Source organism: Psychroflexus aestuariivivens, assembly GCF_004010055.1.
GTDB lineage: Bacteria > Bacteroidota > Bacteroidia > Flavobacteriales > Flavobacteriaceae > Psychroflexus > Psychroflexus aestuariivivens.
Map to the genome: position 1 here is coordinate 1 of NZ_RQVT01000063.1, position 20316 is coordinate 20316.

Annotated in this window: 16 protein-coding genes; 4 read left to right on the forward strand and 12 right to left on the reverse strand. The window is 34.3% G+C overall.

What is annotated here, in order from left to right; all coding sequences use genetic code 11:
* Positions 1–127 (forward strand): T9SS type A sorting domain-containing protein (locus EIG86_RS14365; protein WP_157983142.1); only part of this gene is annotated, 127 nt, incomplete at its 5' end.
* A 67-nt stretch (positions 128–194) separates the two neighbouring features.
* Positions 195–908, forward strand: coding sequence for a tRNA1(Val) (adenine(37)-N6)-methyltransferase (locus tag EIG86_RS13830; protein ID WP_127846775.1), 714 nt, complete (start codon positions 195–197; stop codon positions 906–908).
* Positions 909–917: 9 nt separating this feature from the next.
* On the opposite strand, the gene paaD is transcribed toward EIG86_RS13830, so the two are convergent.
* The 12 genes from paaD to EIG86_RS13890 all read right to left on the reverse strand — a co-directional run bounded on the left by paaD (position 918) and on the right by EIG86_RS13890 (position 17727).
* Positions 918–1418, reverse strand: coding sequence for a 1,2-phenylacetyl-CoA epoxidase subunit PaaD (paaD, locus tag EIG86_RS13835; protein ID WP_127846776.1), 501 nt, complete (start codon positions 1416–1418; stop codon positions 918–920).
* A 75-nt stretch (positions 1419–1493) separates the two neighbouring features.
* Complete coding sequence (gene paaC / locus EIG86_RS13840) at positions 1494–2249, reverse strand: 1,2-phenylacetyl-CoA epoxidase subunit PaaC (RefSeq protein WP_127846777.1); 756 nt, start codon at positions 2247–2249, stop codon at positions 1494–1496.
* A 37-nt stretch (positions 2250–2286) separates the two neighbouring features.
* Positions 2287–2571 carry a 1,2-phenylacetyl-CoA epoxidase subunit PaaB gene (gene paaB, locus EIG86_RS13845; RefSeq protein WP_127846778.1) on the reverse strand — a complete coding sequence of 95 codons (285 nt, stop codon included), beginning with the start codon at positions 2569–2571 and terminating at the stop codon, positions 2287–2289.
* A 71-nt stretch (positions 2572–2642) separates the two neighbouring features.
* Positions 2643–3626, reverse strand: a complete 984-nt coding sequence (paaA, locus tag EIG86_RS13850; protein WP_127846779.1) for a 1,2-phenylacetyl-CoA epoxidase subunit PaaA — start codon at positions 3624–3626, stop codon at positions 2643–2645.
* 45 nt (positions 3627–3671) lie between these two features.
* Positions 3672–4745: a 2Fe-2S iron-sulfur cluster-binding protein gene (locus EIG86_RS13855; RefSeq protein ID WP_127846780.1), complete on the reverse strand. Its 1074-nt coding sequence runs from the start codon at positions 4743–4745 to the stop codon at positions 3672–3674.
* 208 nt (positions 4746–4953) lie between these two features.
* The gene (locus EIG86_RS13860; protein ID WP_127846781.1) at positions 4954–11424 is read right to left on the reverse strand and encodes an alpha-2-macroglobulin family protein; all 6471 of its coding nucleotides are present in this window, start codon (positions 11422–11424) and stop codon (positions 4954–4956) included.
* A gap of 576 nt (positions 11425–12000) precedes the next feature.
* Positions 12001–12954 (reverse strand): Fic family protein, encoded by a 954-nt coding sequence (locus EIG86_RS13865; RefSeq protein ID WP_127846782.1) that lies wholly within the window; start codon positions 12952–12954, stop codon positions 12001–12003.
* Between the two features lie 79 nt (positions 12955–13033).
* Entirely contained in the window at positions 13034–13588 is a 555-nt protein-coding gene (locus EIG86_RS13870) for a nitroreductase family protein (RefSeq protein WP_127846783.1), read from the reverse strand.
* Positions 13589–13592: 4 nt separating this feature from the next.
* Positions 13593–14741, reverse strand: a complete 1149-nt coding sequence (locus EIG86_RS13875; protein WP_127846784.1) for a DegT/DnrJ/EryC1/StrS family aminotransferase — start codon at positions 14739–14741, stop codon at positions 13593–13595.
* A gap of 10 nt (positions 14742–14751) precedes the next feature.
* Positions 14752–15315, reverse strand: a complete 564-nt coding sequence (locus tag EIG86_RS13880; RefSeq protein WP_127846785.1) for a sugar transferase — start codon at positions 15313–15315, stop codon at positions 14752–14754.
* A 128-nt stretch (positions 15316–15443) separates the two neighbouring features.
* Positions 15444–16469 carry a T9SS type A sorting domain-containing protein gene (locus tag EIG86_RS13885; protein WP_127846786.1) on the reverse strand — a complete coding sequence of 342 codons (1026 nt, stop codon included), beginning with the start codon at positions 16467–16469 and terminating at the stop codon, positions 15444–15446.
* A 115-nt stretch (positions 16470–16584) separates the two neighbouring features.
* Positions 16585–17727, reverse strand: a complete 1143-nt coding sequence (locus tag EIG86_RS13890; RefSeq protein WP_127846787.1) for an acyl-CoA dehydrogenase family protein — start codon at positions 17725–17727, stop codon at positions 16585–16587.
* Positions 17728–17921: 194 nt separating this feature from the next.
* On the opposite strand from EIG86_RS13890, the gene EIG86_RS13895 reads away from it, so the two are divergent.
* Both EIG86_RS13895 and EIG86_RS13900 read left to right on the forward strand, forming a co-directional pair.
* Positions 17922–18974: an anhydro-N-acetylmuramic acid kinase gene (locus tag EIG86_RS13895; RefSeq protein ID WP_127846788.1), complete on the forward strand. Its 1053-nt coding sequence runs from the start codon at positions 17922–17924 to the stop codon at positions 18972–18974.
* Positions 18975–19075: 101 nt separating this feature from the next.
* On the forward strand, positions 19076–20302 hold the full coding sequence (locus tag EIG86_RS13900) for a Glu/Leu/Phe/Val dehydrogenase dimerization domain-containing protein (protein ID WP_127846789.1): 1227 nt from the start codon (positions 19076–19078) through the stop codon (positions 20300–20302).
* Positions 20303–20316 lie beyond the last annotated feature (14 nt).

Sequence of the window (20316 nt, forward strand, 5' to 3'; positions counted from 1 at the left end):
TTCAAAAGAATACGAATCAGAATCAGGCCGAATAAATATAGAGGCAAGAAGTTTGAATTCAGGAGTGTACTTAGTAAAGGTAAATTCCAACTCCGGACAAAGCACTAAAAAGTTAATCGTTAAATAATATTTTTCATAACTGAATAAAAAGCACGTTTGTAAATAAGCGTGCTTTTTTTATTTTAAGCCAAAAAATGACAGAAGTATTTAAGTTTAAAGAATTCGAAGTTCAGCAGTCTCAATCGGCAATGAAAATTGGTACGGACGCTGTGCTTTTGGGCGCTTGGATTAATATTCCAGAATCAACACAGAGTATTTTAGATGTTGGCGCAGGTACAGGAATTTTAGGATTGCAAATGGCGCAAAGAAGCTTTGCAGAAACCATTGATGCTGTAGAGCTAGATTCCGCAGCTTATGAAGAATGTGTAGATAATTTTGAGAACAGTCCTTGGGGCGATCGGTTATTTTGTTATCATTTTGACTTCAAAAATTTCTCTAAGGAAATGGATGAAAAATATGATTTAATCATCAGTAATCCACCGTTTTTTAAAGTTTCCGAGAATATTTCCACTGAAGAGCGAAACACAGCTAGGAGTCAATCTGAATTAAGTTTTGAAGAGTTACTAAAAGGTGTAAACCAACTTTTGACTTTAACTGGAAACTTTGCAGTTGTTATTCCTTATGAAAGGGAAAAAGAATTTATTGAAATGGCCACACAATTCAATTTGTTTCCAAACCAAATTTTGAATGTGAGGGGACAGTTTAATTCTAAAATAAAGAGGTCTTTAATTAATTTCTGTCGAGAGAAATCATCAATAGAAATAGATGAACTCACCATTGAAATCAGTCGACATAATTACACAACAGAATATATAGAACTGGTTGAGGATTTTTATTTGAAAATGTAAGCGATTAGACTAAATCAAACATTTAAAATAATCAAAGGTTTCTTCGCAGTCTTCACACTTGAACATGGCTTTGCAAGCTGTAGACCCAAATTGACTTACCAATTGCGTGTTTTTGGAACCACATTGTGGACACTCTATGATTTTTTTGTTTCCCAAAAGCGCATCTTTGTCAGATGTAGGATCAACGGGAGGCGCAATGCCGTAATCTTTCAATGCTTTTTTGCCTTCCTCAGTCATCCAATCCGTTGTCCAGGCTTCAGATAAAATTAGCTTAACTTCTGGTTCGTAGCCATGTTCTTTAAGCGCAGTTTTAATATCATCGCCAATGACATCCATAGCCGGGCACCCGCTGTATGTCGGCGTAATTTCTACTTTAACTTTATTGTTTTCTAGCAAATAGGCAGAGCGAACCACGCCTAAATCTACAATACTCAATACTGGTATTTCTGGGTCAGAGACTGATTTTAAAATGGGTAGTAATTCTGTTGCTATGTCTGCTTCTTGTGTCATTTACTAAAAGAGTTATGAATTTTAAATAAAAAAATTATCAGTCTAAATTCTAACGTCTAACATCTATAATCTGTTCTACCACTTCATATTTGGGTAAGCCAATTGCATGTACTGCATTTCGGATAAAATATAACCCATATGTTCAGTATGAATGCCTTTTTTACCACCTTTTTGAAAATATTGAATCTCTGGCACCTCAAGCGTAGCTTGTTTGATTAAGTCCGAAATAATTTGATAATATTCATCTTTCAAGCTTGAATTATCTACACCAAAACCTGCATTAGCAACAATCTTGTCGTCTTCATTCATGTGGAATAATTCATCGGTGTAAACCCACAAATCATTTATCGCTTTCTGCACACGTTCATGACTTTCTTCGGTACCATCGCCAAGACGTTTCAACCAATCTCCAGAAAATCGTCTATGATAAGCAACTTCCTTTAAACTCTTTTTAGCAATATTTTGAAGATTAACATTCTTAGAATTTTCCAACTGCTTCAAAAGTAAATAATGGTAAACATCAAAGAAATATTGCCTCACTATGATATATGCAAAATCAGTATTAGGCTGTTCTACAAGCAATACATTTTTATAATCGCGCTCTTTTCTTAAAAAAGCAATGTCATCTTCGGTTAAATCTTCATTAGACAATTCAGCGGCATACTGAAAATAACTCCTAGTTTGTCCAAACAAATCTAAAGCGATATTGGTCATAGCAATATCGGTTTCTAAAGTTGGACCATGACCGCAAAGTTCAGATAAGCGTTGACCCAAAATCAAAGAATTATCTGCAATGCTATGTATGTAATGAATTAAATTTTCGTTTGTCATTATTATAAATAATTAAAATTTATCAACCGATTAGATTTTACATGTGTTCTACATCATCCGGCAATTCGTAAAATGTTGGATGTCTATAAGCTTTGTCAGCCGCTGGTTCAAACATTTCGCCATTGTGCTCTGGATTGGAAGCTTTGATGTTTTTGGATTCAACTACCCAAATACTGACACCTTCATTTCTTCTAGTGTACACATCTCTAGCATTGTTGATAGCCATTTCTGCGTCTGGAGCGTGCAAGCTTCCAAAATGACGATGTTCCAAACCGTTTTTACTTCTAACAAATACTTCCCAAAGGGGCCAATTTTTTTTCATTCCATTTTATTTTAAATAAGTTTCATAGACATTATAGATGAATTCAATATTTAGTATTGAACATTTTGAAACTATATTGCTTTTCTTATCGATTCGTCATCTGTATGTTTTTCAGCATAAGCTACGGCTGCATCTCGAACCCAAGCGCCATTATCCCAAGCTTCATTTCTAGCTTTTAGTCGCTCTTTGTTACAAGGGCCGTGACCTTTGACAACTTGCCAAAACTCATCCCAATCTATTTTTCCAAAATCATAATGTCCTGTATCGTTATTATATTTTAAATCTTCATCAGGAATTTTCAAACCTAAAATATCGGCTTGCGGTACAGTTTGATCAATAAATTGCTGACGTAACTCATCGTTGGTTTTACGTTTCAATTTCCATTTCATCGATTGTTCTGTGTGGATGGATTCATCGTCCGTTGGACCAAGCATCATTAATGAAGGCCACCACCAACGGTTCAAGGCATCCTGAGCCATATCTTTTTGCTCTTGCGTACCATTGCAAAGTGTCATCATGATTTCGTAGCCTTGTCTTTGGTGAAAACTTTCTTCCTTACAAACGCGAACCATTGCTCTGGCGTAAGGTCCAAAAGAAGTACTACATAAAGGAACTTGATTGATAATGGCTGCACCGTCTACCAACCAACCTATAGCGCCCATATCTGCCCAAGTTAGCGTTGGATAATTGAAAATACTAGAATATTTTGCTTTTCCAGAATGCAACTGTTCATACATTTCTTCACGAGAAATACCTAAAGTTTCACAAGCTGAATAAAGATATAATCCATGACCAGCTTCATCTTGAACTTTTGCTAATAAAGCTACTTTTCTTCGTAGTGATGGCGCTCTAGAAATCCAGTTTCCTTCTGGCAACATACCAACAATTTCTGAGTGTGCATGTTGAGAAATCTGACGAATGTGTGTTTTTCTATATTTCTCAGGCATCCAATCTTTCGGCTCTATTTTTTCATCGCGAGCAATTTTTGCTTCAAAAATATCTTCTAAACTTTTACTTTTTTCGTTTTGACTTGTATTCTTTTCTACATTACTCATAGCATTCTAATTTTTATTATTTTAAAATCTTTGAAGTCGATACAGCTAAACATCAAAATCGACAATAACTTGATCTGAAGTCGGGATAGCTTGACAACTCAAAATAAAATTTTGTTTCAATTCTTCCTCTTCCAAAGCATAATTGACTTTCATTTCAACAGTTCCTTCTTTTACTTGACATTTGCAAGTGCTACAGACGCCACCTTTGCATGCAAATGGCAGGTCAGCGCCAGCGGCAAGCGCAGCATCCAAAATGTTGTCATCTGTCTTAGTCATTTCAAAGTGGAATTCTTTCCCACCATCTAAAACAGTAATTTTTGTACCGTCTTTTCGCTTAGCCATAGCGGCTTCAGCACGTTTTTTATCTTCTTCTGAAAGACCTGTGACAAACAATTCGTAGTGAATTTGTGATTTGCTTAAACCAAGTTTAACCATTTCGTCACGAATCATGAATATCATGTTTTCGGGTCCACATATAAAAACTTCGTCCACATGATCAATATCGAAAATTCCACTAGATAACTGTTGTATTTTTTCAGGTGTGAATCTTCCGTTTAACAATTCGATATCACGCTTTTCTCTTGTCAAGAAATAAAATATTTCAAACCTTCCAAAATGAAGATTGCGTAATTGTTCTATTTCTTCCTTAAATATAATAGATTTAGCATTTTTATTCAAGTAAAATAACTTACAATTAGCATTTGGTTCTTTAGCCAGATGGGTTTTAATCATCGAAAGAACTGGTGTTATTCCACTTCCTGCAGCAAAAAATAAATACTCTTTTTCTTCAGTTTCACTAATATTAATGCCAAATTCTCCACTTGGTGGCATAACTTCTAAAATATCGCCGCTTTTTAATTCTGAATTGGCAAAACTAGAAAATTTACCTTCAAAAATTTGCTTTATAGCAACGCGCCATTCATCGTCAACAGGGCTGGAACACAAAGAGTAAGATCGGCGGACATCTTCTCCGTTGATGTCTTTTTTCAATGTAAGATGCTGTCCTTGATGATATTTGAATTCTGATTTCAGATGCTCAGGAACATTGAAAGAAACAACTGTACAATCATCTGTCTCTTTATGTACTGACTTGACTTCTAATGGGTAAAATGTAGCCATCGATGTGTTTTGATATTATTTTCAAACAAAACTAACGATTGTTAGTCTGTTTTGAAAATTATTCATGTTAAAATAAGATTTGTTCAACCTTGAATTTGAAATTTTTCGCGTCACCAACAAAACTTCAAGGGATTTTATTGCTCATTCCGATTCAAAATTTTGGCTTTCATTCTTCAAGTGAAATATTTGTAAAGTTTAATTTAACACCTTATTTTTCAACTAAAATTCTGCCGCCTTTAGTTCTTGCACTAAATTCTGGAGCGTACATACTTTGTAAATTTGAATGTCCACCTGTAAAATCTCCATTTTGATTCGCTCGCAAATCGTATTCTAGAATATAAGTACCGCGTGGCAAATCATCAATAAAAAAGTTGGTCGACGCATCTTTGGTCACTTGATAAAATCGTAAACCATCTTTGTATTTGTATTCTGAAATTACATCGGTTGGTTCAAAAGTAGAAGCTCGCAAATCTTTCAAGTGAATGAAATTGAAATCGTCTTTAGCTTTTATTGTCAACTGGATTCTTACCAAATCACCAATTTTCAAACTTTCATTTTGAAGCCGAATCATATTTTCTCCATCTGAAGTCTGTTTCACCACAAACCATTCTTTTTCAACTTGAAGATATTCACTTGAAGAAGATTTTACATTGTCCAGATTTTCTAAATATTGCCAAAAAATACCACCAAATTGTGGAGAATCGCTTTTGTTTTTTATTTCGATATTTGCCATTTCAGGCTGAATATTTTCTGCAGAAAATACTTTTTTGATGCGTTTACTTTGTCGTTCTTCTTCCGATATTTCAATTGAAATATCGCCAAGTTTTATACTCGGTATTTTTTCTGAAGTTGTCCAAGATTTGCCAGACAACATAAGTGCGTAAATGGCTTCTGTAGTGGCTTTTGTTGTTGGCCAAGCTGCCTTTCTTTTGGAATGAATCAGCCATTGTTTCAAAAGATTTGTTTTTTGTTGGTCTTCTAAAATCTCACGAAAAGCTTCCACCGCCAATGCTTGGTTTTCTATAGCCGAATTTTGCCAGTTGTAATTGGTGAAATTTTCTTTCCAATACATGCCTTTGTCCGTTTCTATCACAGCATTTTGCTCCAAAGCTTCCAGCACCGTTTTAGCTAAATTGTCATATCCAAATCTATTTGAAATTAAGGCGAAGAGCAGTTTTTGACTAAAACTAAAAGAGATCCAATCGTCTTGATGAGCATCTAGAAACTCTGCTGCAAGTTTTGTAATTGTTGGCTTGTTGTAGGTTTTGAAAAAACTTCGGCTGTATAGATAATGCAGTGTTTGATACTCTGTCTTTTTATTTTCATCATCTTGGTAAGCTTTGTCTAAAAACATGACTAGTTTTTTAACCATATTTTCTGCCTCTGAATTTTCGATGTCGAAGGCTTCCAATTGTTCTAAATGTCCAAAACCAGCTAAGATATGTTGAGAAATCAAGAAGTTTTTGTGACCACCAGAAAACCATGGAAATGCGCCGTTTGGCAATTGCATGGCGTTCAATTTTGATATTAACTCCTGGATATTCTGTTCGTTTTTGTCTTTGTCCAGAAGTTTGCTCAATTGTTTTCTTTGGGCATCGTCATCCAATGCTTCTTGTAACCACGGTGTTTCTTCGATTAGAATTTGTTTCAACTCTTCGTTTTCGAACATTGCGCCGGTTTCATTTTCAGAATCACGCCATTGTTTCAAAATATTTTGAACATCGGGATGCGTGTTTAGAATTTTCACTGAAAGCAAATTCGAATATAATTTGGCGAAAGTTTGCTCGCTACATTCGTGGGGAAAATCCATGGTGTAGGGCAGCGCTTCCAATGCCGTCCAAATTGGATTCATATTATAATTGAAGGTCAAACTTTTGTGAACTAAAGTTTCTGAATCATTGTTTTTCATTGCTGAAAATGTAAAGTCAGTTTTACTGTTAGGTTCAACCCAAATCGGTAAGGTTTCTGTGATCAAAACTTTGTTGCTCAAGACTGGAATTACATCTTCTTGCCCGTCTGTGAATTGTCCAGCTTTGGCTATAATTTTGTAGCGAACAGCTTCAATATTTTCAGGAATTTTGAGTTCAAAACTTACATTTTTACTGCCTTTTGCAGGAATATTTACTCGTTGGGAATCTTCTGAATTGATAATGTTTATACTTTCTTGAGTAATTTCATTTTTGAATGAAAGTTGTGCCATACCATTTAATGCTTCATCGGTCAAATTTGTGATTTTTGCCGAAATGAAAATTCGATCTCCCGATCTGAAAAATCTTGGGAAATTGGGCGATATATTCAGTTTTTTCTGAGTTACGACATTCAATTCTGTACGATGACTTCTCATTTTTTTATCGTGAGCTAGGGCTTGAAATTTCCATTTGGTCAAAGCTTCAGGACTTTCAAAATTGAATATAACTTCGCCGTTTTTATCTGTGGATAATTGTGGCATAAAGAAAGCGGTTTCTTTCAAATCTTTTCTGGGTTTGATTTGTTTTAAAGCAGCTTCCAGTTCAGCATCACCAGATTTTGAACTGATAAGAATAACGCCATTGGCACCACGACTGCCATACAAAGAGGTGGCTTCTTCGCCTTTCAAGATATTAACTTCAGCGATATTGTTTGGATTTAAATTTCTAAAGTTTTCCCCAGAAACAATTTCACCATCGACAACGTATAATGGGGTTTTGCCACCACTTATACTTCCGTTGCCTCTTATAGTTACAGAAGAATTATGAGTTGGTGAAGCTTCTGCATCTTCAACTTGAATTCCTGACACAGCTCCTTTCATAGCAAATGAACTTTCATCATCATATCCTGTAACAATAACCTCATCGAGACTTTCGGAATTGACTTTTAGTGTAAAGTTTATCCCCGAGTTATAGATTGTAGTTGTTTGGGTTGCGTAGCCAATAGATTCAGCAATTAATTCGTCTCCTTTATTGGCTTTTATTACATAAAAACCATCAAAATCGGTTTGAGTGCCGCGATTCGTGCCTTTAATTAAAATGTTGGCACCTGGAACTGGTAAACCGTCTTCATCATACACATAACCGCTCACAGTTCCATTTTTGAATTTTATTTTTGTTTTTAGCTTTGCGATTAGTTTTTTGACATATTCATTTTGTGCTTCAAATGGATTTGTAAAATCATAACCAAAATTCTCTAATTTTACTAAAGTTGGTGCTGCTAAGCTTCTTCTATAACTGAAGTAACTTCTGTTGAGTGTCGTAAAACTGGAAATACTGAAAACTCTGCTATAAATGTTAGAATTCCCAAAAGTTTTATAAAGGTTGTAATCTTCTTTTTCGAATTTTACTCGCCATTGGTGTGGTCTGAAATCATCTAGAGATGCGTCGTACATGCTGGCAACAACTTCTGCAGCTACTGGATTTTTAGTATCATCCGTAACTTTTAGCGACCAAGTTTCGTCACTACCAGGTTCAAGTTTGTTGCGGTGAGAAATTACTTCAACTTGTATTGAACTATTCTTCGTTTTGAAATCGATGTTTCTTGAATTGCTTTGCCATTGGTTTCCGTAAATATAACTCCACTGAATTTGCGCTTTTTCTGTGTTATCTGGCAGTTTGATTTGTTTTGAAAGCTTGGTTTTTAAGGTGTAAAATCGACGCTCATAAAAGCCGTTTTGATTGGAAATCTCTAAAAACACATAAAGCTCTTCTGCATCGCTTTGCATGTTGAGTTGAGCAAATTTTCCATTTGAATTTTCTAAACTTTCAGCTTCTAAAGTGAAAGTTTCTTGCGGAAGCTCTGCATCTGTTTTGGAAGTGTAATTGATGTTTTGTTTCGCTTCTATTTCGATACCGAATTCATCTTTGGTTTCGATTTTTAATTGGTATTTTCCGCTTTCTAAATTTAATTTTTCATCATAATTAAAGATATTTTTTTTGTCAGTATCGACGATAATTTGTGAAACTAGAGTATCGATTTCATTCAGTTTTTCTAGTTCATTCTGATCGTAAGCTTCATGAGGGAAAAGTTCTGTAAATTGTTCGAATGGAATTTGCTGAATTTCTGGTGGCGACCACGGTCTGTATTTAAGTTTTCGATCCAGACTTTTGAAACGGTAAATTTTTAAAGTGTCTTCAATGTTTTTTTTGTTTTTGTTCAAGTCGTTTGCAGTAATCTGAAACTCCTGATTTTGACCTTCAGTAATTTCGTTTTCCGTAAGAATATCTATGTTTAGACCGTGATAACCGATGTTTATATTTTTTTCAGCGGTTCTGGTTTCACCATTAATATCCGTAACCGAAGCTTTGATTTGATAAACGAAAATTGGTAAGAATTTTTTATCGACAGTCCTATCGGGTTCAGCTTTGAATATGATTTCAAAATTACCGTCTTGGTCGGTTTCAACTTCACCAGCAGCAATTCTTTCTGGCTCTACTGATTCAAAATAACGTGTTTGGCGATACAACGGGTTGTAATTCATTCGTCTTTCAACAGTAAATTCTACTTTGGCATTAGAAACATTACCGCCAAAAAAGGCTTGCGCTTTGCCACTAATATTAATACTGTCGTTCAATTTATATGTGGTCTTCAGATCGTTTATGTCAACTTCAAATTTTGGACGTTTATATTCTTCAACATTGAAATTGGCAGTTTTAGCTTCAAAATCGAAATAATCATATTTGTCATAAAACGAATCATTATTATCAAAATCTTCGTCAATTTCAATAGAATATTGACCTAAATTCCGACCACGCGGAATTTTGAATTTGCCATGAACGCTACCAAATTCATTCGTTTTGAGTTGAAGCGAGTCTAGCACATCTTGATTTTGATCTAAAAGTAAAATTTGAACGGAAAAGTCTTCTACAGCAGATGTTTGGTTTTCTTCTATGGAATGGACAAAAGTTTTGAAAAACACTTCTTGTCCTGGTCTGTAAATACTTCTATCAGTAATACTTTGTGCGAATATCTGCAAACCCTCATCAGAATTTGAAGCTTGTCTTTCATAGGGTTTTGAGTAGGAATCTTTGGTGCTTAGCGTATCTTGGTTGTGGATAAATGTGATTTGGTAAGGCTGGTAAGGTTCTTCAAAATTAAATCTGGCAATTCCATTATTATTGGTAGGTTTTACAAAACTTTTATCGCTACGTTTTTTTTTGAATTCTAAATGAACTTGTGCATTTTCAATCGGTTTGCCATTCAGACGTTCGACCAGCTGAAAGTCTATGAAATTGTCTTTTATTAGAATTTGAAAAGCCAAATCAGACACTTTTACGATTTGATACTTAAATTCATCGTAAATCACGTCCGAGTTCGATTTTTCTGAAAATTTTAATACGTATTGCCCTTTCTCAAGTTCTGGAATGAGCACTTCTGTGCTATAGTTGAAATAATCGTTTTGGTTTGGTAATTTGTAAGTTTTGCTTATTTCTGCTGTGTTCGATTCGAAAAAAGACTTAATGATCGATTCTCGTTGTTTGTAATCATATTTTGAAATTTCGTCGAAAAACGAATTTTTTGCAGAGAGTTTGTATATTTCTAAATCTAAACTGTCTATATTTTTGAAATTCACCAAAACTTTTGACATTTGATTTGGAGAAATGATTTCTTGACTAGTGATTTCTAGGTCTGGGAATTTTATCTTTTTAATCAATTTTCGGGCTTGGCTAGATAACTGAGATTCTGGATATGTTTCGATACATTCTTCAGCTAATTTCACACTCTTTTTATTAAAATCGGGGTAATTTTCTTTGTTAGCAAATTGCTCGTGATATTCTGCTAACTTCAGAAGAATGCTTGCTTTAGAATAATCTTCGTCGAATTCATTTTTTAAACTTTGAAGACTTTTGATATATAATTCGACTGTTTTATCACCGAAATCACCATTGTTTTTTAAAAACTCTAAACGTTCTAAAGCCAAAGAAAATACAGATAATTCGCTATTGTTTTGCCAATGGAAAGTTTCTAAATTCTGATATATTTTCAATTGCTTGAAAATAGAAGCTGTCGATTGTTCTGTGTTTATATTTAATTTAATAAAGTTTTTTGTTGTCGCTAAAAAAATAGAATCTTCAGGTTTAAACGATGATTTAAATTCAGAAGGTTGTCGGTATTGTTCTAGGAATTCAATATATCTGTTGGCTAGAATGTCGTAAATACTTGTTCTGAATTTTTGGTAATTATCGCCTATTTTTAAAAAGTCTTTGTAGTCCTTATCCTCAATTTTTTGCAATTTAGATGATGGATTCAGTGACTCTTGGTACAAACTGTCGATCTGATGGTAAAGCTTGTTTTCACTCCAAGTTGTAAAGTCTTCAGAAGATCTATTGGTTTCGCTTCGTCTTCTGATTTTGTAGTAATTGCTATTGTAATATTCATTCAGGCTTTCGGCTAAATGTGAAGTCAAGATTTGTTTGAAAGGGAATTTTTGAGATTTAATTTCTTTTAAAAATGCTTGATAGACATCGTTTTCACTATTTTCTTTCAGCATCAATTCAAATTTCGACTTGTAGATGAATGCTTTTGCAGCTTGCTTTTGATTGTTTTTTCGCTTGGCTTTGTCATAAATTTCTAAAACCAACTCATAAGCATCTTTAGAATGATCTTTAGTTTCTAGAATTTCAATTTTATCCCATAATTTGTCATATTTCTTTTGGGCGAATAAGTTCAAACTTAAAAGGCAGATAAGTAGAATCAAGAAATTTTTCATAGGTAGAAATTTATGATTTAAAAATACAGATTAATTCATAAAGCGTGCCGTTTATAACAAGAAACCTGAAGTGAAAACTCCAGGTTCTTATCTAAAACAAACTTTGAGTTTGTTTTAATTTACGAAAAAATGATAATACATAAATGCCCCCGTAGAAATACAAATAAAAAGAGAAAACGAAAGTAATTTTTGTTTCACTTTTTTTATTTGACCTTCTTTATATTGCCTCCTTAAGACAATATACAAAGAAACTAATGAAAGAATTGCCATTCCTGTTGCTATGTTTGTTTTCAAATTGCTATTTATAAATTCAGAGTCTTTAATGAAGATATAGTAAGTTGCAAGCATTCCAAAAGGGAATATTTGAAAGTTTTTAGTAGAAATTCTATATTTTTTACCGTCGGCCATCATTTTAATTTAATCGAATGAATTCTTTATGTGTTAGGCTACAATTGTCAATTTTTTACATAATTATTTGTAGCCTAAATTAAAATGAAAATTAAAAAAATATAAATAACTTCTTGAAATTTGTAATGTTAAATTTTCAATATTTCTTAAAAATAACCTTACCGTTTGCTAGCGTTTTCGCTTTCTATTTTGAATATAATCTTCAATCGCTTTTTTGGAAGTCAGCCAGTTTCGACCTTCTTTGTAGGCGTCTATTTTACCTTGACGTGCCAAAAGACTAATGTAGTCTTGGCTATAAGGCAAGTTTTCCTCTTCTACTAAGTTAGCAATTTCTTGATAATCGTCATTGGCTTCTGGCAATGCATTGAGATAAATATTCAGTGTGCGTTCCAAAGCTTGTGCCATGAGTAGCATTAGCTTTTCATAATTGCCTTTGTTTGCAGAATTCAATGCTGAATAATATTTCTTGCGGTCTGTACTCAAAATAATAGCAGGCGTAAAACCTTCTTTCATCAAAATTAAATTCATTGCCAAGCGTACTGTTCTGCCATTTCCGTCAAAAAATGGATGAATCCAAACAAATTTATGATGGAAAAATGTAGCCAACTCCAAAGTGTTGAGTCCTAATGGATTTTCTTTTATGAATTTTACCAATTCATCGACCAAATCTGAAACTTTTCTTGCATTTGGAGGTACAAAATTTGCGCCAGTAATACGCACACCTGCTGTTCTGAAGCGTCCAGCAAAATCTTCTTCTATACTTCTAAGCACAAACTCATGAAGCTTCATGATGTCTTTGGCAGACAGCTCATAGTTTGGGTTCACTAGTTTGTAAAGATAATTCAGAGCTAACTCGTGATTTTTGGCTTCAAAATGCTCACGAAGCGATTTTCCTTTGACAGTGATGCCTTCTTGAAGCACCATTTGGGTTTCCCTGAGTGTAAGTGTGTTGCCTTCGATGCTGTTGGAGTTGTAAATCCATTCTACAGCCAAAGCTTCTTTTATTTTTCCCAAAGCTATGCTTGGGAGCGGTCTGGCTTTGGTTAGCAGATTCTTCTTTTCTTCCAGTCTTTTGAAAGTTGTGTCTAATTTTGGGCGATATGTATTATCCATTCTCCACATACCACAAATATACAACTATTATCGGGAAATTCCTTTTTTTTAACTATCCGATAATAGTATTTGACTAAAATTCAATACTTTAAATGTATTCAATTTTATCTTGAATGCTTGTTTTTCGTTTGCCTTGTGGTAATTCTCCGTCAAATTTTCCCATATAAAAAAAGCCTAAACATCTTTCGTTTGTTTCAAATTCAAAAAATTCGTCTAAATGGTGAATCATTTTTGGTGAACTCCAATATGCACCGATTTTCAAGTCAAATGCAGTAAGCCACATATTTTGTACAGCCATGGCAACTGCTGCAATTTCTTCCCATTCAGGTATTTTGCCAGGGTGAGTTTTGATGCAAATAGCTATAACTGTGTGTGATTTTTCGAATTTCGAAATATTTTTTTTGCTCTCAAAATTTGAACTTTTTCCCTTAATTTCAGCTTTTTTGTCAACGAGAAAACGTCCAAGTTTTAACTTGCTATCGCCTTGCAAAATTTTGAATCGCCACGGTTCAGTATGTTTGTGATTCGGTGCCCAGTTGGCAGATTCCAAAACCGTATCTAATTCTTTTTTAGAAATTTCTTCAGAATTGAACTGCTTAGGATATACTGACCGTCTGGATTGAATAATGTCTTGTAAATTCATGAATTTAGATTTTAAAAACTTCTCTAATTCCTTGCTTAATTCTTTCTCGATCCTCGTCCGTAAGATTTGAACCCGAAGGCAAACAGAGCCCTTGTTCAAATAATTTTTCAGCAACTTTCCCACCATAAAAAGGTGTGTTTTCAAATACAGGTTGCATATGCATCGGTTTCCAAAGTGGGCGACTTTCTATATTATATTTTTCCAAGTGAAGTCTCAAATCTTCACGAGAAATACCATTCGTTTGCTCTGGGTTTATAGTAATTGCAGACAACCAATGATTACTTTTGAAATTTTCGTTCGGTTCAGTTAACACCTTTACGCCTTTGATGTCTTTAAAAATAGAAACGTAAAAATCATGCATTTTTCTACGCAATGCAACATGCTTGTCTAAAACCAACATTTGTCCGCGACCAATTCCAGCTGAAATATTGCTCATTCTATAATTGAAACCGATTTCTGAATGTTGATAATGCGGTGCATTATCTCTAGCTTGAGTGGAATAATATACGATTTTCTGTTTGTCGGATTCAGTTGGGCAAACCAATGCACCACCGCCAGAAGTTGTAATGATTTTATTACCATTGAAGGACAAAGCGCTATAAGCTCCAAAAGTACCGCAAGATTTATTTTTGTAAGTTGAACCTAAGGACTCCGCTGCATCTTCAATAATTGGAATTTCATATTTCGATGCGACGGCATGAATTTCATCGACCAAATAAGGCATGCCATACAAGTGAACAGGTATAATTGCTTTTGGTTTTTTACCCTTAGAAATTCTATCCTCAATAGCTTCTTTCAAAGCTTTTGGACACATATTCCAAGTGCTTGGCTCACTATCTACGAAAATAGGTTTTGCACCTTGGTAGACAATCGGATTCGAAGAACCGCAGAAAGTAAAACTTTGACAAATTACCTCATCACCAGATTGAACACCAAGTTTTACCAGTGCCAAATGAATAGCAGCAGTACCGCTACTTAAGACTGCAATATGCTTGTCTTGATTGATATAGTTGACCAAGTCTTTTTCAAATCCGTTGACATTTGGTCCAAGCGGAGCAATCCAATTTTCCGCAAAAGCGCTATTTACAAAATCTTGTTCTTTACCACCCATATGTGGAGAAGACAACCATATTTTAGATAATTCTGATGACATATTGGCTATTTTATTTGAAAGGTAAAAGTAAAGTTTTAATCAGTATTTTAATGTCAAGACCAAAAGAAATATTATTTCGATATTTCAAATTAAGTTTAACTTTTTCAGGAAATATAACCTGATCGTTATATTCTAATGGATTTTCTTGTTGGGATAGAATTTCCTCTTCGTTTGCAAACTCAATAGAGGCGTAACCAGTAATGCCAGGTTTCAAGTCTAGAATACTTCGATTTCCACCTTGAAGCTGATCGTAATATCCAGGCAAATCAGGTCTCGGTCCAACAAGACTCATTTCACATTTTATGACATTGACTAGTTGTGGAAGCTCGTCGATTTTAGTTTTTCTAAGAAATTTTAAAAAAAGATTTGAACTGGAATCTGCTTTAATTGTTTTGAATTTTAAAATAGTGAAGTTTTCACCAAATTGCCCGACACGTTTCTGATAAAATATTGGATTTGACTTATGGATCATAAGTAAAATAAGATAAACAAAAAGTAACAAAGGAAATAAAACCGCTAGTAAAACTAATGACCAAAATACATCAAAAATTACTTTGAAAAACCTTATGTACATCTGAAGTCATTATTTTTAGTTATGTTCAAAAATAAGATAAGTGAACAAGACTTTAGTTTAAATTTCAAATAAAAACAGCCTAAACTAAAATCGCTTAGGCTGTTAAATTTTTTCAATAAAACTGGTTTTTATTTTTTCAGCAATTGCTTAACGGTTTTGCCTTTCTCAGTTTCAATTTGAATGAAATACAAACCAGAATTCAAATTTTGAATATTTATTTTGTCAAAATTATGTTCAATTTTAGAAATTTTCTTTCCAGCAGAATCAAAGATTTTCACCTTTTGAATTTGAAGATTGGCGGTATTTGCCAAACTGAAATAATCTACAGCTGGATTCGGATATAAACTGATGTTTTGAAGATTTTTGAATTCTTCTGAAGTTAAATTATTTGGCGTTAACCTTAAGACCAAACCTTCCTGAGGGTGGCCATTTAGTCCAGTAATGTTAGATTCAAAATCTGTAACAATGTTTGGTGAATCTGGATTTCCAGAAAGTATAATTCCACCTTCTTCTGAAACATCTTCAAAAGACGCAGCCACAATTGGGCCGGTTAAACCATCACTTGACGGGCTATATGTGAATGGAGAATTAGTAGATGAGTCTCCAAATCTAACTTCAAAAGAATTATCTGATTCATATAGCCAAACTTGTGCATTGGCATAATCGTTATTGGTTTCATTAAATAATATTTCGAGAAGAAAGCCCAAATTTTTCCATTCAATTTTACAAATTTGACTCCCAGTTTGGCCTTCATGTGTAAAAGAAATTGTCGATTGAGAATTATTTAAATTTTCAATTAAAGAATCTGGGGGACCAGTGTCTCCTGTATAACCGCGATCTACGACAAAACTACCATAACCTGCCAATACAATATTCTGATCACCTTGGTCGTTTGGATTGTTGATTAAAAAAGTTACAGATCCTATGTCTTCTGAAGTGTAAAACGTGTTTATATCTTCGCCAAACATATTGAAATCAAACCCAATTGGAATGTTTAAGTTAGGTGCCATCCAAGCTTGAGAACTTGTTATGACAGTTGGATTAACTAAATCGTTATACGGCTCATTATCAACTTCTAAGTTGTAAGGAGCGTTTTGGCTTTGCAAACATAAAACACCAAAACACAAAATAAGAGTGAGGTAAATTCTTTTCATAATTAATTAGATTTTGGACAAATTTAAGTATAATATTTTAATCCAGACTCGATTTTTTAAACACAAAAAAAGCTTGAGCATACACCCAAGCTTTGAAATAATATTTAGTCAAAAATTAGTCTGCTAAAATTGTTCTTGAAATCACTATTTTTTGGATTTCTGAAGTGCCTTCATAGATTTGTGTAATCTTAGCATCTCTCATCAATCGCTCAACATGATATTCTTTCACATAACCATTTCCACCATGAATTTGAACCGCCTCAACAGCAACATCCATCGCAACTTGTGACGCATATAGTTTTGCCATCGCGCCGGATAAATCGTAGTTTTCACCATTATCTTTATCACAAGCGGCTTTCATAACCATATGTCTAGCTGCTTCAATACTTGTATGCATATCAGCTAATTTGAAAGCAATAGCTTGGTGGTTTTTGATTTCCGTACCAAATGCTTTTCTGATTTTAGAATATTCTTTAGCTAATTCATAGGCGCCAGCAGCAATTCCCAAAGCTTGGGCAGCAATACCAATCCTACCACCAGAAAGGGTTTTCATCGCAAATTTGAAACCAAATCCATCTTCACCAATTCGGTTTTCTTTAGGAACTTTTACGTCATTGAAAGTTAAAGAATGCGTATCGCTTCCACGAATTCCCATTTTTTGTTCTTTCGGTCCAATTTCAAAACCTTCCATGCCTTTTTCTAAAATAAAAGCATTGATTCCACGATGTTTTTTTGATTTATCGGTATGTGCAATTACTAAGTAAATATCGGCAGAATTTCCATTTGTAATCCAGTTTTTAGTGCCGTTGATCACATAGTGGTCGCCTTTATCTATTGCAGTCGTTTTCTGCGAAGTAGCATCGCTTCCTGCTTCTGGTTCACTTAAACAAAATGCACCCAATTTTTCTCCTGTTGTCAATTTAGACAAATACTTTTCTTTTTGCTCTTGAGAGCCATAAGTATCTAATCCCCAGCAAACCAAAGAATTGTTAACAGAGACAACCACAGATGCTGACGCATCAATTTTAGATAATTCTTCCATCGCCAAAACATAGGAAACTGTGTCCATTCCGCCGCCACCAAATTCTGGTGAAGCCATCATGCCAAGAAAACCAAGCTCTCCTAACTTTTTCACTTGCTCTTTTGGAAATTCTTGCTTTTCATCCCGTTCTATAACACCCGGCTTTAGCTCATTATTGGCAAAATCTCTAGCCGCTTGGCGTATCATTTCGTGTTCTTCTGTCAACTTAAAATCCATATTATAGTAGTTTCAGATTTATTAAAATTTTGCTACAAATATAAGGCTTAGCTAAATATTTCTCAGTCTTTGATGTGATAATTTAAGATTTGTGTAAAAGAATACTTCAATTTTTTTTTGCATTAATTCATTATTCTTATCAATCATGGAGCTTGAAATTTCAATTTTACCGTATTTTTGATAGAAAAATTAAAATGCAATCCTATAATGTGATTGGTGTAATGTCGGGAACTTCTCTGGATGGAGTCGATTTAGTTTATGCCGAATTTACTAAAAATGAAACTTGGAATTATCAAATTATTCATGCGGAAACCCTTCCTTATACAGATGTTTGGAAAAATAAACTTCATTCAGCTCACCGATATAATGAATTTGATTTAAAACAAGTCAATGAACATTACACAGTTTATTTAAGTGATTTTATTCAAAGTTTTATTGAAAAATATAATATAAATAAACTTGATTTTGTTGCTTCTCACGGTCATACTATTTTGCATGAGCCAGAATTGGGACAAACTTTGCAAATCGGTAATTTACCAAAAATTTCAAAATTGTTAGGGCAAACTGTCGTTTGTGATTTTCGTGTAGGCGATGTGGCTTTAGGTGGTCAGGGTGCGCCGCTTGTGCCAATTGGTGACGAGCTTTTGTTTTCTGAATACGATTATTGTTTGAATTTGGGTGGATTCGCCAATTTGTCTTTCAAAAGAAATTCCGAAAGGCTTGCCTACGATATTTGCCCAGTGAATAAAATATTAAATTTCTACGCCGAAAAACTTGGCTTTGAATACGATGAAGGAGGAGCAATCGCCAGAAATTCAAAAATTGATGAAGACTTATTAGCACAGCTGAATCAGATTCAGTTTTACAAAAAACAACCTCCAAAATCACTTGGAACAGAATGGCTGGAAGCCAACTTTTTTCCAATTTTGGAACAATATAATTTGAAGCCAGAAAAAATCATTGCAACATGTACCAAACATTTCGCCATGCAAATTGCTTCTCAGTTTGAATGGAATTCCAAAGTTCTTGTGACTGGCGGTGGAGCATTCAATTCTTATTTAATTTCAGAAATTGAAAAATTATCAGATTCAAAATTAATTATTCCCGAATCTCAATTGGTAAATTACAAGGAAGCTTTGATTTTCGCTTTTTTGGGAATTCTGAGAATCCGTAATGAGATTAACGTTTTAGCTTCGGTAACAGGTGTGAAAAAAAACCATAGTTCCGGGAGAGTTTTTCGCGCTTAAAAATTATTCAAAACCCTCTTTTTTTTATAATGAATTGTTAAAGATAACGCATTCTATTCTCTATATTTGTGGCAAATTTTGAATTTATTAAAGTTATTAGAATGAAAGAATTACTGAATAAATACGAAGAAAAATCACCAGAAATAGTTTTTCACTGGAAGGATTCTGAAACTGATGCTGAAGGCTGGACTGTAATCAACTCTTTACGAGGTGGTGCAGCTGGTGGCGGAACCAGAATGAGAAAAGGCCTAAATGAAAATGAAGTTATGTCTTTGGCTAAAACGATGGAAATAAAATTTACTGTTTCCGGACCGGCCATTGGCGGGGCAAAGTCGGGCATTAACTTCGACCCTAAAGATCCAAGAAAACAAGCAGTTTTGGAACGTTGGTACAAAGCGGTTTCTCCTTTACTGAAAAGTTACTACGGAACTGGTGGCGATTTGAATGTAGATGAAATTCATGAAGTCATTCCTATTACAGAAAGTTGTGGAGTTTGGCATCCCCAAGAAGGTGTTTTTAACGGTCACTTTAAACCTACAGAAGCTGACAAAATCAATAGAATAGGTCAGTTGAGACACGGTGTTATAAAAGTGATTGAAAACAAAGATTATACGCCAGACTTGTTGCGTAAATTCACTGTAGCAGATATGATTACTGGTTTTGGTGTGGCAGAATCGGTGAAGCATTTTTACAATATTTATGGTGGCAATGTTGAAGGTAAAAAAGCCATTGTTCAGGGATTTGGTAATGTAGGTTCCGCAGCCGCGTATTATTTGGCACAAATGGGCGCTAAAGTTGTTGGGATTTTGGATAAAGATGGCGGTTTGATCAATGAAAATGGGTTTACTTTTGAAGAAATCAAAGAATTATTTTTGAACAAAGACGGCAATACTTTGCGTTCACCAAATATGATCAATTTTGAAGAAGCTAACGAAAAGTTTTGGAATTTAGGCGCTGAAATTTTTGCACCGTGCGCAGCATCAAGATTAATTCAAAAAGACCAGATAGATGCTTTGGTAAATAATGGTTTAGAGGTGATTTCAAGTGGAGCAAATGTTCCGTTTGCTGACAAAGAAATTTTCTTCGGTCCAATTATGGAATACGCCGATAGTAAAGTGAGCGTGATTCCAGATTTTATTGCAAACTGCGGCATGGCAAGAGTTTTCGCCTATTTTATGGAACGCAAAATTCAAATGACAGACGAAGCTATTTTCAATGACATTTCAATTACTATCAAAAACGCAATCCAGAATACATTTGAAAATAATAACGATACAAAAAATATCAGCCGTACTGCTTTTGAAATTGCTCTAAAACAGTTGGTGTAATACATACATAAAAA